The organism is Mesorhizobium sp. M0862, assembly GCF_040319795.1.
In the GTDB taxonomy this organism is placed as follows: Bacteria; Pseudomonadota; Alphaproteobacteria; order Rhizobiales; family Rhizobiaceae; genus Mesorhizobium.
Genome location: NZ_JAMYOJ010000036.1, coordinates 21,158 through 41,670, shown reverse-complemented (window position 1 = coordinate 41,670; position 20,513 = coordinate 21,158). Strand labels below are relative to the sequence as shown.

23 protein-coding genes are annotated in these 20,513 nt (G+C 63.0%); 11 read left to right on the top strand and 12 right to left on the bottom strand.

All coding sequences use genetic code 11. The annotated features are described in order from the left end of the window. Positions 1-297 precede the first annotated feature (297 nt). The 7 genes from NKI15_RS30655 to NKI15_RS30625 all read left to right on the top strand — a co-directional run bounded on the left by NKI15_RS30655 (position 298) and on the right by NKI15_RS30625 (position 7,816). Entirely contained in the window at positions 298-1,506 is a 1,209-nt protein-coding gene (locus tag NKI15_RS30655; RefSeq protein ID WP_352515396.1) for a septal ring lytic transglycosylase RlpA family protein, read from the top strand. Positions 1,507-1,608: 102 nt separating this feature from the next. Next, complete coding sequence (locus NKI15_RS30650) at positions 1,609-2,775, top strand: D-alanyl-D-alanine carboxypeptidase family protein (RefSeq protein ID WP_023668950.1); 1,167 nt, start codon at positions 1,609-1,611, stop codon at positions 2,773-2,775. A gap of 72 nt (positions 2,776-2,847) precedes the next feature. Continuing rightward, positions 2,848-3,522, top strand: a complete 675-nt coding sequence (tmk, locus tag NKI15_RS30645; RefSeq protein ID WP_023668949.1) for a dTMP kinase — start codon at positions 2,848-2,850, stop codon at positions 3,520-3,522. Then, positions 3,519-4,574, top strand: a complete 1,056-nt coding sequence (locus NKI15_RS30640) for a DNA polymerase III subunit delta' (RefSeq protein WP_023668948.1) — start codon at positions 3,519-3,521, stop codon at positions 4,572-4,574. Before tmk ends, NKI15_RS30640 begins: the two co-directional genes overlap by 4 nt. 90 nt (positions 4,575-4,664) lie before the next feature. Continuing rightward, the gene (metG, locus tag NKI15_RS30635) at positions 4,665-6,215 is read left to right on the top strand and encodes a methionine--tRNA ligase (protein ID WP_023824940.1); all 1,551 of its coding nucleotides are present in this window, start codon (positions 4,665-4,667) and stop codon (positions 6,213-6,215) included. Further along, positions 6,215-7,003, top strand: coding sequence for a TatD family hydrolase (locus tag NKI15_RS30630; protein WP_023805223.1), 789 nt, complete (start codon positions 6,215-6,217; stop codon positions 7,001-7,003). Before metG ends, NKI15_RS30630 begins: the two co-directional genes overlap by 1 nt. A 3-nt stretch (positions 7,004-7,006) precedes the next feature. Beyond that, entirely contained in the window at positions 7,007-7,816 is an 810-nt protein-coding gene (locus tag NKI15_RS30625; protein WP_023805224.1) for an MBL fold metallo-hydrolase, read from the top strand. 23 nt (positions 7,817-7,839) lie between these two features. On the opposite strand, the gene NKI15_RS30620 is transcribed toward NKI15_RS30625, so the two are convergent. Then, on the bottom strand, positions 7,840-8,601 hold the full coding sequence (locus NKI15_RS30620) for a GNAT family N-acetyltransferase (protein WP_023736650.1): 762 nt from the start codon (positions 8,599-8,601) through the stop codon (positions 7,840-7,842). A gap of 747 nt (positions 8,602-9,348) precedes the next feature. Here NKI15_RS30620 and NKI15_RS30615 point away from each other — a divergent pair. Continuing rightward, positions 9,349-9,585, top strand: coding sequence for a hypothetical protein (locus NKI15_RS30615; RefSeq protein WP_352887958.1), 237 nt, complete (start codon positions 9,349-9,351; stop codon positions 9,583-9,585). A 76-nt stretch (positions 9,586-9,661) separates the two neighbouring features. On the opposite strand, the gene NKI15_RS30610 is transcribed toward NKI15_RS30615, so the two are convergent. The 9 genes from NKI15_RS30610 to NKI15_RS30570 all read right to left on the bottom strand — a co-directional run bounded on the left by NKI15_RS30610 (position 9,662) and on the right by NKI15_RS30570 (position 15,926). Next, the gene (locus NKI15_RS30610; protein ID WP_023696110.1) at positions 9,662-9,991 is read right to left on the bottom strand and encodes a hypothetical protein; all 330 of its coding nucleotides are present in this window, start codon (positions 9,989-9,991) and stop codon (positions 9,662-9,664) included. Beyond that, positions 9,988-10,137: a hypothetical protein gene (locus tag NKI15_RS30605; protein WP_023696109.1), complete on the bottom strand. Its 150-nt coding sequence runs from the start codon at positions 10,135-10,137 to the stop codon at positions 9,988-9,990. The genes NKI15_RS30610 and NKI15_RS30605 overlap by 4 nt, the downstream gene beginning before the upstream one ends. Before the next feature lie 44 nt (positions 10,138-10,181). Next, complete coding sequence (locus tag NKI15_RS30600; protein ID WP_023741236.1) at positions 10,182-11,084, bottom strand: alpha/beta fold hydrolase; 903 nt, start codon at positions 11,082-11,084, stop codon at positions 10,182-10,184. A gap of 70 nt (positions 11,085-11,154) precedes the next feature. After that, positions 11,155-11,931, bottom strand: a complete 777-nt coding sequence (locus NKI15_RS30595) for a DUF8605 domain-containing protein (RefSeq protein WP_245261936.1) — start codon at positions 11,929-11,931, stop codon at positions 11,155-11,157. An 82-nt stretch (positions 11,932-12,013) separates the two neighbouring features. Next, positions 12,014-12,787, bottom strand: coding sequence for a pyrroline-5-carboxylate reductase (locus NKI15_RS30590; RefSeq protein ID WP_352887940.1), 774 nt, complete (start codon positions 12,785-12,787; stop codon positions 12,014-12,016). A gap of 23 nt (positions 12,788-12,810) precedes the next feature. Continuing rightward, positions 12,811-13,689, bottom strand: coding sequence for an aldose 1-epimerase family protein (locus NKI15_RS30585; protein ID WP_352887933.1), 879 nt, complete (start codon positions 13,687-13,689; stop codon positions 12,811-12,813). Between the two features lie 174 nt (positions 13,690-13,863). Then, positions 13,864-14,580, bottom strand: a complete 717-nt coding sequence (locus tag NKI15_RS30580) for a Bax inhibitor-1/YccA family protein (protein ID WP_023824945.1) — start codon at positions 14,578-14,580, stop codon at positions 13,864-13,866. 39 nt (positions 14,581-14,619) lie between these two features. Beyond that, positions 14,620-15,396 carry an anti-sigma factor family protein gene (locus NKI15_RS30575; protein ID WP_352887917.1) on the bottom strand — a complete coding sequence of 259 codons (777 nt, stop codon included), beginning with the start codon at positions 15,394-15,396 and terminating at the stop codon, positions 14,620-14,622. Then, a complete protein-coding gene (locus NKI15_RS30570) occupies positions 15,393-15,926 on the bottom strand; it encodes a sigma-70 family RNA polymerase sigma factor (RefSeq protein ID WP_502898733.1) in 534 nt (177 codons plus the stop codon). Before NKI15_RS30570 ends, NKI15_RS30575 begins: the two co-directional genes overlap by 4 nt. 175 nt (positions 15,927-16,101) lie before the next feature. On the opposite strand from NKI15_RS30570, the gene NKI15_RS30565 reads away from it, so the two are divergent. The 3 genes from NKI15_RS30565 to mazG all read left to right on the top strand — a co-directional run bounded on the left by NKI15_RS30565 (position 16,102) and on the right by mazG (position 18,754). Beyond that, positions 16,102-16,539, top strand: a complete 438-nt coding sequence (locus tag NKI15_RS30565; RefSeq protein WP_023706554.1) for a DUF3592 domain-containing protein — start codon at positions 16,102-16,104, stop codon at positions 16,537-16,539. A gap of 129 nt (positions 16,540-16,668) precedes the next feature. Continuing rightward, positions 16,669-17,853 (top strand): amino acid aminotransferase, encoded by a 1,185-nt coding sequence (locus NKI15_RS30560; protein WP_023668933.1) that lies wholly within the window; start codon positions 16,669-16,671, stop codon positions 17,851-17,853. A 76-nt stretch (positions 17,854-17,929) separates the two neighbouring features. Then, on the top strand, positions 17,930-18,754 hold the full coding sequence (gene mazG / locus NKI15_RS30555) for a nucleoside triphosphate pyrophosphohydrolase (RefSeq protein WP_352515389.1): 825 nt from the start codon (positions 17,930-17,932) through the stop codon (positions 18,752-18,754). 6 nt (positions 18,755-18,760) lie between these two features. On the opposite strand, the gene hflX is transcribed toward mazG, so the two are convergent. Both hflX and hfq read right to left on the bottom strand, forming a co-directional pair. Then, entirely contained in the window at positions 18,761-20,152 is a 1,392-nt protein-coding gene (gene hflX / locus NKI15_RS30550; RefSeq protein ID WP_023708495.1) for a GTPase HflX, read from the bottom strand. Then, positions 20,153-20,398, bottom strand: coding sequence for an RNA chaperone Hfq (gene hfq / locus NKI15_RS30545; protein WP_006202172.1), 246 nt, complete (start codon positions 20,396-20,398; stop codon positions 20,153-20,155). Positions 20,399-20,513 lie beyond the last annotated feature (115 nt).

The window sequence follows — 20,513 nt, the reverse complement described above, 5'->3', positions numbered from 1 at the left end:
CGTTCCTTCGCGGGAATCAGGTGACGTGAACAATCACCAGCCTGCCATGACCGCCCCCTCTCAGCGAATTTGCAGAACTCTCAGCACACTACCGTCTCGAATGCCTCTCCACAGGCCCGACCGACCCAAGAACTCCGCCACATTCCTGCCCGGTTCCGGACACAATCGATTAATACGCTGATAAACAATTCCTGCGCACAAGGGATGGGGATTGGCGCGTCGCAGGCATTGCTCATCTGGCTCCGCCGAAATTCTAGAAGCGGCGCCTGTGTCGAGACGGTAGGGACATCGGAAAACATGCAGACCACGACGCATCGGCGTCTTCGTCGCGCTCCTGCTTTGGTGTTGTGCGCTCTTTCGGCTGCGTTGCTGGCCGCGTGCGCGTCGCCGCAGTCCGAGCCGAAAGCCATGGTCTACAAGAAGCCTCGCTCGAAGGAATATTTTGCCGAGACCGAATACGGCGTGAAGGCCAGCCCGCGCGTTCAGTACATGCGGCGCGGCGGCGGCCGCGACCAGTTGGGCAAACCCTATCAGGTGCGCGGCAAGTGGTATTACCCCAAGGAAGACAAGCGCTACGCCAAGGTCGGTCTCGCCTCCTGGTATGGCGATGCCTTCCACGGTCGTCTCACAGCCAATGGCGAAGTCTACGACATGACCCATCTGACCGCGGCGCATCCGACCATGCCGCTGCCGAGCTATGCCCGTGTCACCAACACCGAGACCGGAAGCTCGGTCATCGTGCGCGTCAACGACCGCGGCCCCTATCACGAGGGACGCATCATCGATGTCTCGGAACGCGCCGCGCAAATGCTCGACTATGCCAAGGTCGGCACGGCCAGGGTCAAAGTGGAATATATCGGCCGCGCGCCGCTCGACGGCGACGACGACCAATATCTGGTCGCCTCCTATCGCCCGGGCAACAACCGCCCGGACCCGTCCGATGGCTTGCCGACCGGCGTCATGGTGGCGATGAACGGACCTTCGCCGAGCCTATCTGTTGGCGCACCACCTGCCGCAGTGCCGTTTCCTGGTCAGTTGACGAATTCCGACACACAGCCAGTGATGTCGATGCAGGCACCGGGCTCAAGCGATGTGACGCTGCCGGAATTCGGGCCGATCGTGCCTCAGCGCCCGGAATCGCCCTTTGCCGTGGCTTCGCTCTCCTATGCGGATGCACGCGTGCAGCGCGCCGACGTCTTTGCAGCACTCGATGACCAGGGCATGTCGCCAGCCGACATCCTGCAATCGTGGAAGAAATCCAACCCGCAGGCATCGCCTGCCGTTTCCGACTATGTCGCCGCCGGATCCTTCGACGATGCTGCCGAGGCAAAGCGGGTGGCTGCGGCTCTCGAACCGTTCGGCAGGACCGAAATCCAGAGCACCGAACTCGACGGCAATGACTGGTACGCGGTCAATCTCTATCCGGATGGCAATGGCAATGTCGACGACCTCTTGCGCGCGGCATGGTCGCATGGCGCGCCGGACGCGCTGGCTGTGCGCAACTGACCAACAAAGGCACGCCGGTTTTGTCATTGCGCGGTTGATCCGCCGGGAAGAAGCCTGATAGCGTTGCGGCAAGTTTCTGCCGGCTAACAGTCGAGCCTCTTCATGCGATTTCGCCTTTTCCACCCTTTTGCCGGGCTTTTTGGCCTTGGCTTCTTGCTTGCCGCGTTGGTTCCGGCCAACGCGCAGCTTTTTGAGACCAAGGCCACGCAGGCTTTCATGATCGATGCCGAAACCGGCACGGTGCTGTTTTCCAAGGATGCCGACCAACCGATCCCTCCGGCCTCGATGGCCAAGCTGATGACGATGGAGATGGTCTTCAACGCCATCAAGTCGAAGCGCATGAGCCTCGACGACACCTTCGTGGTTTCGGAAAATGCCTGGCGCAAGGGCGGTGCGCCTTCGGGAACGTCGACCATGTTTGCCAAGCTCAAATCGGCGATCCGGGTCGAGGATCTGATCCAGGGGGTCACCATACAGGCCGCCAATGACGGCTGCATGGTGCTGGCCGAAGGCATGGCCGGTTCGGAAGAGAATTTCGCGGCGCAGATGAACGATCGCGCCCGCCAGATCGGGCTCGCGAAATCGACATTCGTCAATTCGACCGGCCTGCCGGCCGACGGCCAGCAGACGACGGTGCGCGAACTGGCGCAGCTTGGCCTGCATATATGGCGCGAATATCCGGATCTCTATCTCTATTACGGCCGGGCCGATTTCACCTGGAACAAGATCTCGCAAAAGAACCGCAACCCATTGCTGGCCATGGGCATCGGTGCCGATGGGCTGGCGGTCGGGTCGAGTGAGGCGGGCGGTTTCGGCATCGTCGGCTCGGTCAGCCATGACGGGACGCGGGTGATCGCGGCGATGAGCGGATTGGCCAACGACCGCGAGCGCGCCGAGGAAGCGCGCAAGCTGCTTGAATGGGGCGTCCGCTCCTTCGAGAAGACCGAGATTTTCGCCAGCAACGAAGTGGTCGGCGAGGCCCAGGTGTTCGGCGGCGCCAAATCCAGCGTAGCGCTGAAGGCAAAGGCGCCCATCGACGTCCTGCTGCCGATCGCCAACCGCGACAAGCTGACCGCCAGGATCGTCTATCAGGGGCCGGTATCGGCGCCGGTGGAGGAGGGACAGCCCGTCGGCGCGCTGCGCGTCTGGATCGGCGACACGCTGAGCCAGGAAACCCCGCTTTTCGCCGCCGAATCGGTTGGCGTCGGCACACTGCCGCAACGAGCGTTTGATGCCGCCAGGGAACTGGCCGTAGGCTGGCTGCGTTGAGTTCCTGCGGCGTGGACCTTTTCTCGGGCGCGGACTAAGACACCAGCGCAAAGCAGGACAAAGGCCTTTCGATTGGCAAGCGGATTTTTCATCACCTTCGAAGGCGGCGAGGGCGCCGGCAAGTCGACGCAGATCGAGCGGCTGGCCCAGAAGATGCGCGCCAAGAAATACGATGTCCTCCTCACCCGCGAACCCGGGGGGTCACCCGGCGCCGAGGCGGTCAGGCACGTGCTCCTGTCCGGCGCCGCCGAGCCTTTCGGGCCGAAGATGGAGGCGCTGCTGTTTGCCGCCGCACGCTCCGACCATGTCGAGCAGGTCATCCGGCCGGCGGTGGAGCGCGGCTCCATCGTGCTTTGCGACCGTTTCCTGGATTCGTCGCGCGTCTATCAGGGCGTCACCGGCGGCCTCGATCCGGCTTTCATGGAAGCTCTGGAGGAGGTCGCCATCAACGGCATGATGCCGGACATGACGCTGATCCTTGACATTGACCCCGCCGAGGGCTTGCGGCGCGCCGCCGCGCGGCGTGGCGCCGAGGACGGTCCGGACCGCTTCGAAAAGGAGACGCTGGACATCCACCAGCGCCGCCGTGACGCCTTCCTGGCGATCGCAGCGGCCGAGCCGGACCGCTGCATCGTGATCGACGCGTCGGCGCCTCCCGCTGCGGTGGAGGATGTCATCACCGCGGTGGTGTTCGCCGCACTTGAGGCGAGGGCGCCCGCGCGCAACCGACAGGCGGCGCCCGCATGATCTTCGAACGCATCGCTCCCGAGCAGCACGACACGCTGGACGGTGTACCGGAGCCGTCCGAGACGCTGCGCCTGGTCGGCCATGAGCAGGCGGCCGCGATGCTCGCTGCCGCCTATCGCTCGGGAAAACTGCCGCATGCGTTGATCTTTGCCGGGCCGGTCGGCATCGGCAAGGCGACGCTTGCCTTTCACCTGGCGCACCATCTGTTGAAGCATCCGGCCTTCGACCAGGCGCCGGACACGTTTGCCGTTCCCGATCCGGCCTCACCGCTGTTTCGCCAGATCGCCACCGGGGCGCATCCCGGCGTGCTGCACCTGACCCGGCCGCTGAACGACAAGACCAAGAGTTTCAAGACCGTCGTCACCGTCGACGAGATCCGCAAGGTCAACCGCTTCCTGTCGCTGACCTCGCATGACGGCAGCTACCGGGTGGTGATCGTCGATCCGGCCGACGACATGAACACCAACGCCGCCAATGCCTTGCTGAAGAACCTCGAGGAGCCGCCGAGCCGCACGCTGTTCATCCTCATCGTGCATGCGCCGGGCAGCCTTTTGCCGACCATCCGTTCGCGCTGCCAGATGGTGCGGCTGACGCCGCTCGATGCCGGCAGCCTGATGAGTGTTCTGGAGACCGTCGAGCCGCCGCCACCTTCCGATCCTGCTGCGCGCGCGGCACTAGCGGAACGGGCAGGGGGCAGCGCCCGCAATGCGATCCTTCTGACCCAATATGGCGGGCTGGAGATTGCCGGCACCCTCGACGCCCTGGTCACGTCGGGCAAGAGCGACATCGCCGGCGCCTATCGCCTTGCCGAGGCCGTCGCCGGCCGCGACCAGGCGATCCAGTTCGACATCTTCAACCGCCGCGCGCTCGATCTGCTCTCCACCGGCGCCAGTGAAGCCGCGCTGGCTGGGGATCTCGCGCGGGCGAAAACGCTGTCCGACACTTGGCACGAGGCGCTGAACGCCATATCTGAGACCGATACCTACAATCTTGACAAGAAGCAGCACGCCTTGACCATGATCGACCGCCTGAATTCCGCAATGCGAATGTGACCGGTTTCGGCATTGGGGCGGGATGGCAATCGCCGTCTCGATGCGATATCCACCGCTCACATTCATTCGGCCATTCATGACGGTTAATTCATGTCACGCGACACATTCTACATCACAACACCGATTTTCTATCCGAACGGCAAGCCGCATATCGGCCACGCCTATACAGTCATTGCAACCGACGCGCTGGCCCGCTTCCAGCGCCTGGACGGCAAGGACGTGCTCTTCCTCACCGGCACCGACGAACATGGCCTCAAGATGCAGCAGACGGCCGAGAAGGAAGGCATAACGCCACTCGCGCTTGCCGACCGCAACTCGGCGATCTTCCGTTCGATGACAGAGGTCCTGGGCGGCTCGAATGATGACTACATCCGCACGACGGAACCACGCCACTACGAGTCGTGCCAGGCGATCTGGAAGGCTATGGCGGCCAATGGCGACATCTATCTTGACCGCTATAGCGGCTGGTATTCGGTCCGCCAGGAAGCCTATTTCGAAGAGAGCGAAACCACGCTCGGCGACGACGGCGTGCGCCGCGAGCCACTTGGCTCGCCGGTCGAATGGAATGAGGAGGAAAGCTACTTCTTCAGGCTTTCCGCCTATCAGGACAAATTGCTTGCGCTGTACGAAAGCCAGCCCGATTTCGTCGGTCCGGCCGAGCGTCGCAACGAGGTGATGAGCTTCGTCAGGTCCGGCCTCAAGGATATCTCGATCTCGCGCACGACCTTCAATTGGGGCGTGCCGGTGCCGGGCGACGACAAGCATGTGATGTATGTCTGGGTCGATGCCCTGACCAACTACATCACCGCTGCCGGCTATCCCGACACCAAGGCCGAGCAATGGCGCTACTGGCCGGCCACGCACATTATCGGCAAGGACATCGTCCGCTTCCATGCCGTCTACTGGCCGGCTTTCCTGATGTCGGCCGGCATCGAACTGCCGAAGCGCGTCTTCGCGCATGGCTTCCTGTTCAACCGCGGCGAGAAAATGTCGAAGTCGGTCGGCAATGTCGTAGACCCCTTCACCATGGTCGAGCACTACGGCCTCGACCAGGTGCGCTATTTCTTCTTGCGTGAGGTGCCATTCGGCCAGGACGGCAGCTACAGCCATGACGCGATCGTCAACCGCACCAATGCCGATCTCGCCAACGGTCTCGGCAATCTGGCGCAGCGCTCGCTGTCGATGATCGCCAAGAACTGCGGCGGCGTGGTGCCGCATCGCGGCGAGCTGACCGAAGCCGACAGCGCGATCCTCGACCAGGCGGTGGAAGCGCTGGGTACCGCGCGCCAGGCGATGGCGGAACAGGGCATCCATCTCGCGTTGGCGGCGATCTTCGGCGTTGTGGCGGAAGCGGATCGCTACTTCGCCTCGCAGGCACCCTGGGCGCTGAAGAAGACCGATCCGGCGCGCATGGAAACGGTGCTGTGGACGACCGCCGAACTGGTGCGGCGCGTGGCATTGCTGTGCCAGCCCTACATTCCGGGGTCGGCCGGCAAGCTGCTCGATCTGCTGGCGGTGCCGGCGGACACGCGCGACTTCGCGCATGTCCATGCCGACTATGCGCTGGTGCCCGGCACGGCGCTGCCCGCGCCGGAGGGCGTGTTTCCGCGTTATGTCGAAAACCCTGAGGCGAGCGCCTGATGCTGGTCGACAGCCATTGCCATCTCGAGTTTCCGGATTTCACCGAGGAGCGGGCGGCCATCGTCGCCCGCGCCAAGGCTGCCGGTATAGGTCACATGGTGACCATCTCGACACGCGTGAAGCGGTTTGCGCAAGTGCTTGAGATTGCCGAGAGTTTCGACGAAATCTATTGCTCGGTCGGCACTCATCCTCACAATGCCGGCGAAGAGCTGGATGTGACGGCTGAGGACCTTGTGCGCCTGTCCGCGCACCCGAAGGTGGTGGCGATCGGCGAGGCCGGGCTCGACTATTTTTACGACAAGGCGCCACGCGATGCGCAGGCGCAGGGCTTTCGTACTCACATAGCGGCCGCGCGCGAGACCGGCTTGCCGCTGGTGATCCATTCGCGCGATGCCGATGACGACATGGCTGCCATCCTCGAAGACGAAACAGGGAAGGGCGCCTTCCCCTTCATCCTGCATTGTTTTTCGTCGGGGCGACGGCTGGCCGACGTGGGCGTCAAGCTTGGTGGCTATGTGTCCTTCTCGGGCATACTGACCTTCAAGAACTCAGCCGATTTACGCGCCATCGCAGCCGATGTGCCGCATGACCGGCTGCTGGTCGAGACCGACGCACCGTATCTGGCGCCGGTGCCGTTCCGCGGCAAACGCAACGAGCCGGCCTATGTCGCGCATACAGCCAAGGTGCTGGCGGAGACGGTCGGCGTTGGCGAAGCCGAGATCGCGACGCTGACGACGGCGAACTTCTTCCGGCTGTTCGGCAAGATGCCGCGGCCCGCCGGGCTCTGACGCATGAGCGACCGGCTGCGCCTCACCATCCTCGGCTGCGGCTCGTCACCTGGCACGCCGCGCATCACCGGCGATTGGGGCAATTGCGACCCGGCCAATCCGAAAAACCGGCGTACACGCTCAGCCGCGCTCGTCGAGCGGATAGCAGCCAACGGCGCCAGAACCACGGTCGTCATCGACACCGGGCCTGATTTCCGTGAGCAGATGCTGATGGCGGCCGTCCGGCGCATCGACGCCGTCGTCTATACGCATCCGCACGCCGACCACATCCACGGCATCGACGATCTGCGCGGCTACGTGCTGGAGCAGCGCCATTTGATCGATGTCCATGCCGACCAGCCGACCATGCTCAGGCTGCGCGAAGCGTTCGGCTATTGCTTCGAGACGCCGTTTGGCAGTTCCTATCCGCCGATCGTCAGGCCGCACATCATCGATCACGCAAGGGCGGTGACGATCGAAGGCGAGGGCGGTGCCCTCACCCTCGAGCCGCTGCCGCAGATCCATGGCGACATCATTTCGCTCGGCTTCCGCATCGGCGGGCTGGCCTACTGCCCCGATATAAGCGACTTCCCGGATGCCACCGCCGAGCGGCTGCGCGGCCTGGAAATGCTGGTCATCGATGCCTTGCAGTACCATACCCATCCCAGTCATCTGTCGCTCGTTCAGGCGCTTGGCTGGATTGAAAAACTGGCGCCGAAACAGGCCGTGCTGACGCATATGCATGTGCCGCTCGACTATGCCACGGTGAAGGCCGAGGTGCCGGCCAACGTCACTCCGGCCTATGACGGCATGGTGATCGAAATTCCTTTATGAGACAGCATGATACGAGCAGATCTTTATAAGGACGTTCGGTTCTTCGGCGCGAAGATCAACAGCGTTCCAATCCGCTCATAGCCCATGCGGGGATAAAGCAGCGCTCCGGCACGCGTCGCCAACAGCATCGAGCACCGCGACCCATGCGCTTTGTCGTCATGCAGCATTTTGGCCATCAGCGCCTGGCCGATGCCTCGACGCCGGTGCGAAGGCTCGACAAACATTGCCGAGCACCATGTGGCGCCGACGGCGTCTATGCTGCGCACACGCCCGACGATGGCGTCGCCATCGAGCGCCACATACTGGCGAAACGGCGCATCGTCGCCGAGTTGATCGTCTGGAAGTGGCCGCCTGCGTATGACCTTTCCCAGTTGTGCAGCGCGTTCAGCCGTCCTCACGCGTTCGATAGAGACGATTGCTGGCGGGTCTGGAATTTGGCGCAGCGACTGGATGAAAAAGCCTTCCGTCCGCAGCAGCCGGTAGCCGAGCGCCTTGTAGGCCGTTCGCGTTGGTTCGTCCGGGCCGTCATTCGCGATCACGACCGAAACGGCAAAGCCCGGCCGCGCATGCTGCCGCACGATGGCATCGGCTTCCTCGGCGGCGACGTCATGGACGATCCATTCTTCGCCACGGTAGTCGCGTGCATTCTTGCGCTCGGCATCGCGCATCAGCCACAAGGGTCCGACGCGGCTGGCTTCGTATGGAAAGGTGCGGCTCTTGTCGGTGCTGAAGCCGTGCACGAACACTTCGATCGCCGCTTCGATGTCACGCTTTCCTGTCGTCATCGACACAGCGTAGCGTTGGCCAACGGCTCATGCCAAGTCATCTGATGCTGGCCTCCGATCCAGCCAGCATCTTGAATCACAAAACCACTCTCACGCTTCTGTCAAAATCTGAAACGCTCTATGAAAGTCCGCGTCCTTTCCCAGCTGCGGCCTGATGCATAAGTTCCATAATCTATCTTATGCGACTTTCATATGTGGCTGCTGCTTCCATTAGCGGCGTGCCAATATACGCCCTGCTGACTGAGATGCAGGCCGGCGCTCACTGGGCGGTCACCATCCCACCATCCCATGGTTGCGATACAACGCATGATTTGCCGACAACGTCCCAACGGGTACCCTCAGGGGCATCCATCTGCCAGCGATCTGGCCTGCTGACGCGCGGTTCGTATAGCTTCCCCGAATGGAATCGTTCCCCGAGGTCATCACTCACAACTACGATCCCCGTCGAGGACCGTGCAGAAATATTTGCGAGCTGTCCGAAGAGCAGGCAGAACGGGTTCTTGACGAGATCAGAGCGTCTGGGCTGCGCGCTATCAAAAGCAAACTACTTGGAGAGGCGACGATTAACGGAGGAATGGCTCATTCGAGAACGGCGCCGACTGCTTGGGCCCACGAAGCTAGAGCGTCCGGTCTATTTCTTAGCTTGGCGACTTTGCCGACGGCAAAGACCCGTCACGGCCAAGCTCACTCGTTATGCGACTGCGAGAGTTCCCACTGGAGACGCTCACTTTCACCTATCCAGACAGCATGGCAAGTCTTCCGATCGCGACGCGTGACGATCTTCGCCCCCAACGAAAGCGATACCACGGGCAAGTGTTTACTCTTGGTGAGATCGAAGCCGTCGTGGCCGAATTTGGGATGCCCGGTGAGCGCTGGAAGACCGATCCAACGATGAAGTATGACAAGTTCATCGAGGTGCAGGTATGGGATGATCGCCTCATTAACGAGCGGCTGCCTCAGGTCGATTCCCCCCTCTCCCCTTAGCGATTGGGATGGCGCCTTTCGCAAAGGCCTCGACTTCCTGCTCGACGGGCTGGCACCAGGATAACGAACAGGAGCGTCATCCCGAGAAGCTTTCCAGGAGGCCGCTGAAGGCTGCTGCGATTGCAACAAGATGGAAGACGCCAAGGGCCAGCCATCTGGAGCCGCCGGCGCCCGCAACAAATGCCCCATAGGCAGGAAACTGCAGCGCAGCCAATCCGATGGAAAGGCCGGTGATCGTTGTGTTGGTCAACAGCGTTGCCAGCATGGGGACCGGATAGAGAAGTCGCGCCAGCCCATAGTCGCCATGCCCGGCTCCGGCCGAATAGAGCGCCAGGAAAAAGGCGACGGGCGTGATGCCGAGGCCGACAAGGAACCCTGCCCGCGAGGAGAATTTTGGCGACGTCATCTGGCCATGGCCATGGCAGCGGACGGGTCGCGGTCGTCAGGCGCGAGCTTGGACGAAGTGACAAGCAGCTTCTCCTGATCGGCCCGCGACTTCGGCTCGATCGCGATTTGCAGCAGAGGCCAGGGCGCGGCAGACTTTTCCATCATGACGCCATGGTTGCAGATCGATCCGATGACCGCAACGGAGGGGTCTACGCCCGGCCGGCCGCCCTGCCCGTCCCTTTCGCTTCCTGACTGTGGACGCGCGCCAGAAAATCGCGCACCAGCGGAAGCGCCTCATCGAAATGGGTTTCGAGCAACCAGTGGCCGGCGCCGCCGATGAGATGAAGTTCTGCTTCCGGCAAATCGCGCTGGTAGGCATGCGCCGATTGCGCCGGCATGTAACCATCCTCGGGACCCCAAACGATGAGCGTCGGAGGTTGGTGCTCGCGCAGAAAGCTCTGATAGCGGGGGAACCAGCCGAGGTTCGCCTCCAACTTCTCCATCAGGTTGACCGCGAGCCGCCGGCGGATCGGCGTGTCCATCAAAGGCCAGTGGAGTTTCCAAAGATCGGGAGGCACGCGCTCGGCTACAGCGTCATCCACCTCTCCGACAAACTCGTGCCGGAAGCCCTCCTCGCTTACCGCCTCTTCCAACGGCCGATGCTTTTCGGGCGTCTTCTCATTCCAATAGGCTTTTATGGCGGCGTATTTCGGCCCGAGAACGTCCTCGTAGATGTCACCGTTCTGGATAATGAGTGCGGCGATGCGCTCGGGATGTGCGATGGCGTGGCGCAGTCCGATCTGAGAGCCATAATCGTGCAGCCAGAGCGCATAGCGCGACGTGCCGAGCGCATCGGCGAAAGCTGTCAGAAGCCCGGCATAGGCATCGAAATCATAGCCAAAGTCCGACATTTCGGGCGTGCCGCTGTAGCCAAAGCCGGGAAAGTCCGGCGCGAATGTATGCCAGCGATCGGCAAGTGCCGGCATCAACCTTCGGAATTGATAGGACGAGCACGGATAGCCGTGCGGCAGCAGGAGGACGGGAGCATCAGGCGGGCCGTCTTCGCGATAGAAGATGCTGTTTCCGTCAACGTCGATCCGGCGATGTTGCAATTCTACCTCCTTGCTCAAAGCTTGCCCGCCACTTTGTTTACGGCGCTCCGGCAAGAAGGTTCCCTTGAAGTCAGGGCGTGACGGCTTCCGGCTCTCCATTGCCCGACAGGATCTGCAGCGTTCCGCGCGTGGCGTTGCGGAACGCATCGTCGAAACTGACGCCACGTACCTGCCAGCGATAGTCCTTGTCCTTGAAGCTGAGCCGCCAGTCGCCGACCCAACCCAGCGCTTCCTGGCGCCATGCCAAAGTGCCGGCAAGCAGGGCGTCCCCATCCAGCGTGTTGGCCACGTCGGCGAGCGCGACGTCGGACGGCCGAGGCAACTCCAGCGGCAAACCGGTCCGGTGCGCCGCGTCCGCCAGCGCAACGCGCATATCCGCCGCAAGCTCGCCGCCGCCATCGCGCACCAGCGTGAAGCCGTCGCCTTTCATCGGCCTTACATCCAGCAGTGCGACGATTGTTGGCCGCGGCACCGCCCACGGTTTGCGCCCGAGCGACGCCAGCAAGGCATCGATCTTGTCCGGGTCGAAATCGGCGGTGATGTAATGCGGCCGGTCATGGGTGCCCTGCTCGTCATGCGGCGGACGGTTGTTGAGCAGGTCGCGGTAGCCGACACCAGTGACATAGTCGGCTGCGTGCCGACTCATGTCCGCAACACGCGGGTCGCCGATCAGCCGCGGGTCGCCGGAAACCTTGACCAGCACCTCTTCAAGGCACGGCGCCAGGCCCCACGCCCGGTTCTCCTCGCCAGTGCCGCTGGTCACCGATTGCGCGCGGTAGAGGCTGGCGCGGTCGATGTCGGCGGCAGCGACCGGAAAGACAATCAGCACAGCCAGCGCCGCTGCCACAAAGCCCAATTTCAAGCATCCAGGCACCCGCCGACCCTCCCGAAACGGTCCGGAACATCCGTTGGAGCCATACTCCTGATCATCAGGGAATTTCAAGGATGCGCCGGTGTACGCCGTCCAGGCTCTCGGTGAGCGCATCGAACACGTTTCGCGCCGTGAGTTCGCGAAGAACCTGTTCGTTGATGCCGCCGCGCGTCGCATAGTCCTGCGCCAGATGCATGAAGTCGGCATCCGGCGACATATCAGGAGCGCTTCCCAAGGCTTTGAAAAGCGAGGCGATGTAATCGCGCCCCTTTCCTTCCTCGACGCCATTCTTCTTGAGCCAGCTGTTGATCGTATCGAGATATCTGAAGTAGCTGGCATAGGTCGCGGTGACCACGCTCAACGCGTTGAATTCGGCTGGGTTCTCGACCTCGATCGCTTTCCCCAGATTGCCGAACAAGGCAGCGACAGTGGCATCGGGCGGGCAGATGATCGTTGCCCCCAGCCGGTGGGCAATCATCGGCATGGGCAGCGCTTTCGTCACCTGGTGCGCGGGTGCGGTCAAGCGGGCAATCTCCTCGCGCGGCAGCGTGGCGATCAAGCTGATGAGGTGATGCTCGCGCCGAAACCGCAAACCCGGCAGGACGTCATGCGCAATTTGCGGCCGGACAGCCAGCATGACTAGGTCGCATTGATCGAGAACCGCCTGATTGTCATCAGCGATACACACATCCGGATAACGGGCTGCCAGCTCTGCGGCGATCTCTTCATTGCGCGGCGACAGCAGCACGGAGACGGAGTTATCCGCGACGGATTTGAGCCCGCTGACAATGGCCGCTGTAAGGGCACCCGTGCCGATGAAGCCAAGTTTCATCGCGCCTGTCTCTGGTTCATCGGTCACAGCGGCGCATGCTCGAGCCGTACCTGATAGCTCAGCACGCGCTTTTCACCGGGCGCGATCAGCATCACGCCCGGCTTGTCCGCGAACTCGCCATCGAAATCCACGGGGCTGGCAAGCCCGTGCCAGGGTTCGATACACAGGAACGGAGCGCCGCCCGGCTTCGACCAGATGCCCAATTCCTTGAAACCCTGCCACGACATCTCGATCGCCGCACCGTTCGCGGCGGCATAGCGCACGCTGGTGCTGGCCGGCCGGTCGAGGATCACGGCGTCTGCCTCGAACAGCTGTTCGGAAAGCGCCAGCGTTTTGCCTTCGATGGGCGTCGGCCGCGGTGCAGCCAGCACCAGGCCATCCTTCAGCCGGCGGATCGGCGCCGGCTCGTCCTGGGCAAAGGTCAGGTGGTAGTCGGTCTTGGCGAGCCCCGGCTGCAATGGCCAATTGAAAGCCGGATGTGCACCGATGGAGGCTGGCAGCGTCTCGTCGCCGGTGTTGGCAATCTCGAAGCTCACACCAAGTTCGCGACGCTCGAGCGTATAGGTGATGGCAAGGCGAAAGGCGAACGGATAGCGCGTGCGTGTATCGGCATCGTCGGTCAACACCAGCGTGCAGGATCGGGGGCTCGCGTCAGCCCACACAAATGGCTTGTCGCGCGCAAATCCGTGCTGCGTCAGGGGATAGACCTGGCCCCCATGGCGGAGCTGGTCGCCCTTCAGCCGGCCGACGATCGGAAACAGCACCGGCGAATGCCGCCGCCATTCCGGCCCGGCCTGCCACAAAAACTCCAGACCCTCGGCATTGCGCAAGGAGACGAGCTCGGCCCCCTGCCCGACAATGGTTGCCGAGATGCCGTCGCCCTGAAGCGTCACTTGTTCCATGCGTTCTCGCGGAAAGCTGCGTGCGAGCGGCAGGTTAGCAAAAGCCCGCATGGACTCAAGGGCGCAGCGACATCGCGCTGATAGAGGAGCGATGTCTCCACGCCAAAACGACAGTGGCCGGAGATTCTCCTCCGGCCACTGCGAGATCGAGATTGTTGCCTTGCTACGGTTCGACTATTCGCGTTCGCCGGTGAAGTTCAGCAGCAGCTGGAAGATGTTGACGAAGTTCAGGTAGAGCGACAGCGCGCCGAAGACGGCGAGCTTCTGCTGCGATTCCGCGTCGAAATTCTCAGCATACTGTTCCTTGATCGTCTGCGTGTCCCAGGCGGTCAGGCCAACGAACACCGCGATGCCGATCACCGAGATGGCGAACTGCAGCGCGGTCGAGCCAAGGAAGATGTTGACGACGCTGGCGATCACCACACCGATCAGGCCCATGATCAGGAACGACGAGAACTGGGTCAGGTCGCGCTTGGTCGTGTAGCCGTAGAGGCTGGTGGCGCCGAACATGGTGGCGGTGATGAAGAAGGTGCGCGCGATGCTGGTGCCTGTGAAGACCAGGAACACCGAAGCCAGCGACAGCCCCATCACCGCACAGAAGGCCCAGAACATCGCCTGGGCGCTCGCCGCCGACATCGTCTGCATCTTGAACGAGAACAGCAGCACGAAGGCGAGCGGCGCCAGCATCACCACCCATTTCAGCGGGCTGGAAAAGATCGGCACGTAGAGGGCCGGCGTCGAAGCGACCACCATGGCGACGATGCCGGTGACGACGAGGCCGATGCCCATGTAGTTATAGACACGCAGCATGTGGCTGCGCAGGCCCTCGTCATAGACGGCGCCGGCGCGCGCGCCAGTGCCCATGCGGTATCCGAGGTCAGGGGTATTCATTGCGGGTTCTCCTTATGTGGTCTCAGTAAAGTGTCCTGATCAGTAAAGTGTCTTGGCAAGCGTCTCGGCGGCGCGGTCGAGGTCGTGGACATCGCTGCGCGCGACGACCGCGTACGCGACCTCGCCGATCTGGAAATAGGCAGAGGAGATGTCGCCGGAGGGCGCGATGGCAGGCTTGACCACGTCGAAGGTTCCGGGCCGGATCGCAAACAGCGAGACCAGCCCCATATCCTTCGTCTCCAGCGCCACCTCGACGCTCGGCCCGAAGCGCGACGGATAGATCTGCACGTCGCGGACCTTCCAGTCCTTGGGCAGCAATGGCATGACGATTGCGGTGGCGGCGCGGATTTCGTCGCCATTGTAGTTGGGCGCCTCCAGCTGCGAGGGCATCGCCTCGCGCATGAGCGTCGTCTTGTGCGCCCGGATCGCTTCTTCGACATAGGCGGGCGGCGGCGGCGAAGCCACGACCTTGGTCACCAGCAGCGGCCCGAAGAGGCCGTTCGCCAGCCAGCCGGCAGCGACAAAGATGGCGACCGCGGCCGCCCGCTGCAGCACGGCGAAGACGCGGCGACTGGCCAGCCCCCTGCCCAGCCGGCGCGCGACTTCAGTCGTCGCCGGCCGCGCCATGCCTGTGGAAGCAGCCAGCGCCAGGCGCAGTTCGTCGCGCGTCCTCAAGTCGGACATCACCCGCGCCGCAGCCTCCGGACGAGCCGACAGGAACGCCTCGACCTCGATGCGGCGCGCGACATCCAGCTGGTCGTCGACATAGGCGTCGAGATCGGTATCGGTCACCGGGTCCCGCAACAGGTCGGTCATGACGGGTCTCCCACGATCCTCAGATGGCTTTTGGCCGGCAAAGGTGCAGCGTTTTCCATCTCGCGCAGTGCTGCGCGCGCCCTGCCGATACGCGACATCAGCGTGCCCAGCGGCACCCCGCTGGCGTCGGCGGCCTGCTGGTAGGAAAGGCCCTCGATGGCGACCAGATGCAGCGCCGAACGCTGCTCCTCCGGCAGACTGAAAAAGGCCTCGCGCACCTGCGCCAGTCGCACGGAATGTTCCTGCGGCGCCGGCGTGCTGGCATCGGTGAGATAGCCGGCCTGCTCGACACGCGCTGATTCCGACCGGCGCGAGCGCATCTTGTCGATGAAAGCGTTGTGGACGATCGACAGCAACCATGCCCGCAGATTGCCGCCCGAGCGGAATGTGTCGCGCCGCTCGTAGGCGCGCACCAGCGCATCGTGCACCAGATCCTCGGCGTCAGTGCCGTCGCGCGTCAGCGAGCGTGCGTAGCGCCTGAGCGAACCCAGCTGTCCGACAATATCGAAGCGTGGCATCGACCGTTTCATGCCCCGTTTACGAAACAGGCGGGGATCTTAATCCATCGCCACCAAAACTTTTTTGCGTCGCCACAATAGGCATCATGCAATCAGAAGTCCGCTGCGCACTTACCCATCTCCCGTGCGGCAGATGTTTGCTTTATGGATGAAGTCTAGCCTTATCCGTCTGTCCCAGGAGCAAAAGATGGCCAATGGTAGTCGTGTAACGGGTTTTGCAGCGTTGCCGATCGTCGGCAGGGTGTTCATCATCTTTGGCATTGTCGGACTGATCGCTTCCGGCGTGCTGGCCATCGTCGAGATGTACGGCCCTCGTACCGCTTCGGCGACAGGCAGGATTGTCGCCGCCGAATACAATCCCCGCATCGAGTTCTCGACCGCCGACGGCACCGTCATCCGCTTCAACAATGCCGTCCACAGCTCGTTCTGGGGTGATGGCGACAGCGTCCCTGTCGCTTACGACCCAACCAATCCGCAAAATGCCTCCGTCGACAGCTTCGCCGGACGCTGGTTCCTTGCCGGGCTGGCCGGCATGCTCGGCGGTTTCTCCCTGCTGACCGGCATCGGTCTCGCCGTGATTGGACGGGTGCTTATCCGGCGGATTGGAATGAACCCGTCGCCATAGCCGCCGACCCCTGCCGTACAGACAAAGCTTGGCGTAACGGTCCAGTACGCTAGCGGACTGGCGCAGATGGAAGCACTGGCGAAACGCGGCCGCTTTGCGTATTACTCCGCCGCCATTGGAGCCGTATTGATGTTCGAGACCCTGCAACCTGCCCCGGCCGACAAGATCATCGCCTTGATCGGCCTCTATCGCGCCGATCCGCGCCCCGGCAAGATCGATCTCGGCGTCGGCGTCTACAAGGACCGCGACGGCAGGACGCCGGTCATGCGCGCCCTGCGCGAGGCCGAGAAGCGGTTGCTGCAGGACCAGGACACCAAGACCTATCTCGGCCTTGCCGGCGACACCGGCTTCAACACGGCGATGGTCAAGCTGGCCTTCGGCCCCGCTGCCGACATGACGCGCATCCGCGCCGCGCAAGCGCCTGGCGGTTCCGGCGCGCTGCGGCTGGTGGCGGAGCTGTTGAAGCGGACCCGCCCCGACGCAACCGTCTGGCTGTCGGACCCGACATGGCCGAACCACCCGCCGGTGATGCGCGGGGCCGGCCTCAAGGTGCGCGATTATCCCTATTTCGATGCCGTTTCCGGCGCGGTGCGCTTCCACGAGATGCTGGCAACGCTTGGCGCAGCCGAGCCCGGCGATATCGTGCTGCTGCATGGCTGCTGCCATAACCCGACCGGCGCCAATCTCGATATCGCGCAATGGGCCAGCGTCACCGATCTTGTCGTCGAGCGCGGGCTGTTGCCCTTTGTCGACATTGCCTATCAGGGCTTTGGCGAAGGCCTGGACGCCGATGCGGCCGGCTTGCGCCTTCTCGCGGGCAAGGTGCCTGAAATGGTCGTTGCCTCGAGCTGCTCGAAGAACTTTGCCGTCTACCGCGACCGCGTCGGCGCGGCGATGATCCTGGCGAAGGATAGCGCGCAAGCCGATGTCGCGATGAGCCAGATGCTGGCGGCGGCGCGCGCCATGTATTCGATGCCGCCGGACCACGGCGCCGCCGCCGTGCGCACGGTGCTGGAAGATGATGGCCTTCGCGCCGACTGGGAGGCGGAGCTGGAGGAGATGCGGCTGCGCATGCTGAGGCTGCGGGTCCAGTTCGCCGACGCGCTGCGCCGGCAGTCCAACTCCGACCGCTTCGACTTCATCGCCAGCCATCGCGGCATGTTTTCCAGGCTTGGCCTGACCGAGGCGCAAGTCGAGCGGCTGCGTGCCGAGTGTGGCGTCTACATGGTCGGCGACAGCCGCATCAACGTCGCCGGCCTGCCCGAGGACGGCATGGATGACCTCGCCAAGGCGGTTGTGTCGGTACTCGGCTGAAGCTCGCTGTGGACAATCTCCCCTCTCCGGCTGACGCCGTTGGCCGCACGACAGGCAGCGGGATAGCATTCGCCGCATGAAACCTTCGCGCGACATTTCCCGGCTGATCGAGATCATGGCGGCGCTCAGGGCGCCGAAGACCGGCTGTCCCTGGGACATCGAGCAGGATTTCTCGACCATCGCGCCCTATACGATCGAGGAAGCCTATGAGGTGGCGGACGCCATTGCGCGCGGCGATCCCGACGATCTGCGCGACGAACTCGGCGATCTCCTGCTGCAGGTCGTCTACCACGCGCAGATGGCTGAGGAAGCCGGCGATTTTGCCTTCGGTGATGTGGTCGAGGCCATCACCACCAAGATGATCCGGCGCCATCCGCATGTCTTCGGCGACGAGAAGGCGCGCAGCGCCGGCATGGCAAAGGGCATGTGGGAAAAGATCAAGGCTGAGGAAAAAGCCGAAAAGCGAAGTGCGCGCCTCGCCCGCGGCCTCGACCCCGAAGACCATGGCAAGGGTTTCCTGGACAGCGTGCCCGTCGCCCTGCCCGCTTTGACGCGGGCGCTAAAGCTGCAGGAAAAGGCAGCGCGTGTCGGTTTCGACTGGAGCGAGGCAGCACCCATCCTCGACAAGATCGAGGAAGAGATCGGCGAGCTGCGCGAGGCACTGGCTAAGGGCGAAACGGCTGAGATCAAGGACGAATTCGGCGACATCCTGTTTGCCGTCGTCAATCTGGGGCGTCACCTCAAGCTCGATTCGGAAGCGGCGCTTAGCGGCACCAACGAAAAGTTCCGCTCGCGCTTCCACTATGTCGAGCGCGCGATCGATGCATCGGGAAGCACGCTCGAAAAAGCCACGCTGGACGAGATGGAAGTGCTCTGGCAGCAGGCCAAGGGCGTGAAATAATCAGGCTTACTGCCTGTTTTTGCGGTGCAATCGGCTTTCGATCTCTTGCCGGGCGGTGTGCGTGGCCTTGAGTGCGATGGTCGCGCTGCCATCCTCATTGTCTACCCGCGAAACGACGTCGCCATTGCGGTATAGCCAGTCGACAAGGCCGAACTGCGGCGGTTCGATCGTCACCGTCAATTCCTCGAGTTCGCCCGACATCCTGGTCTCGATCAGCGCCTTCAGCGCATCGATGCCTTCGCCGGTGACCGCCGAGATGGCGATCGGCGGCGCCTTGTTGGCGTCAGTGCCGTCGGCGAGCAGGCGCTCCCGGTTGCCGTCGTCGAGAAGGTCGACCTTGTTCCACACCTCGATGACCCGGTTCGCATCGCCAGCGTCGACACCGAGATCGGCAAGGATGCGCTCGACGTCCTCGGCCTGGGCGGCCGTATCCGGATCTGAGATATCACGCAAATGGATGACCAGATCGGCCTCGACGACCTCTTCCAGCGTGGCGCGGAAGGCGGCGACCAGATGCGTCGGCAGGTCCGAAATGAAGCCGACTGTGTCCGACAGGATGATCGGCGTGCCGTGCGGCAGGCGCACGCGGCGCAGCGTCGGGTCGAGCGTTGCAAACAGCATGTCTTCGGCCAGCACGTCGGCCCCGGTCAGCCGGTTGAACAGCGTCGACTTTCCGGCATTGGTGTAGCCGACAATCGCCACCACCGGGAACGGCACCTTCTTGCGCTTGGCGCGGTGCAGGTCGCGGGTGCGGCGCACCGTTTCCAGCTCATGCTTGAGCTTGATGATTTTTTCCTGCAGCTGCCGCCGGTCCGACTCGATCTGGGTTTCGCCGGGGCCGCCGAGGAAGCCGGCTCCGCCGCGCTGGCGTTCAAGGTGGGTCCAGCTCCGCACCAGACGGCCCTTCTGGTAGTTGAGATGGGCAAGTTCGACCTGCAGCGTGCCCTCCTTGGTCCGCGCGCGCTCGCCAAAAATCTCCAGGATCAATCCGGTGCGGTCGAGCACCTTGGCATTCATTTCTTTTTCGAGATTGCGCTGCTGCACCGGCGTCAGCGGATGGTCGACGATGACCACCTCCGCGTGACCCTCTTTGACGATCTCGGCGAATTCCGCGACCTTGCCGCTGCCGAGCAAGGTTGCCGGGCGTGGATCGTTGACGGTGACCACCGCCGTGTGGATCAGATCCAGGTTGATGGCGCGGGCAAGGCCGACCGCTTCGTCGTGGCGCGCATCCGCCGAACGCGTCAGCCGTGGACGGTTCGTTTCGTCATCGTTGCGCTGATGCCGGGTAAGCACCGGCACAATGACAACCGCCCGGGTCGGACCTGTGGCTTCCGTCCCGGAATTATGTGCTGGTTTCCCGCGGACGCCGCGGTCCGCGTCTTTTTCACGTGCCAATCAGGCGCCCTGGCTTTCCTCGCCATCGAACATCTGAACCGGCTGGCTCGGCATGATCGTGGAAATGGCATGCTTGTAGACGAGCTGGGAGTGGCCGTCACGGCGCAGCAGAACACAAAAATTGTCGAAGGAAGTGACCACGCCGGTCAGCTTGACGCCGTTGATGAGAAAGATGGTGAGTGGATTTTTGCTCTTGCGAACAGAATTCAGGAACAGGTCCTGAAGGTTTTGCGATCGTTCCGCCATTGTTCTTGTCTTTCGCCGATCCCCTTCGGTTTGCAGGCTAATGCGCCAAATTAGCGGGCACATGTCAAGCTTGCAAACACCCCCTTGCCGTCAGTAGCGACAAGCAGAACGAGAT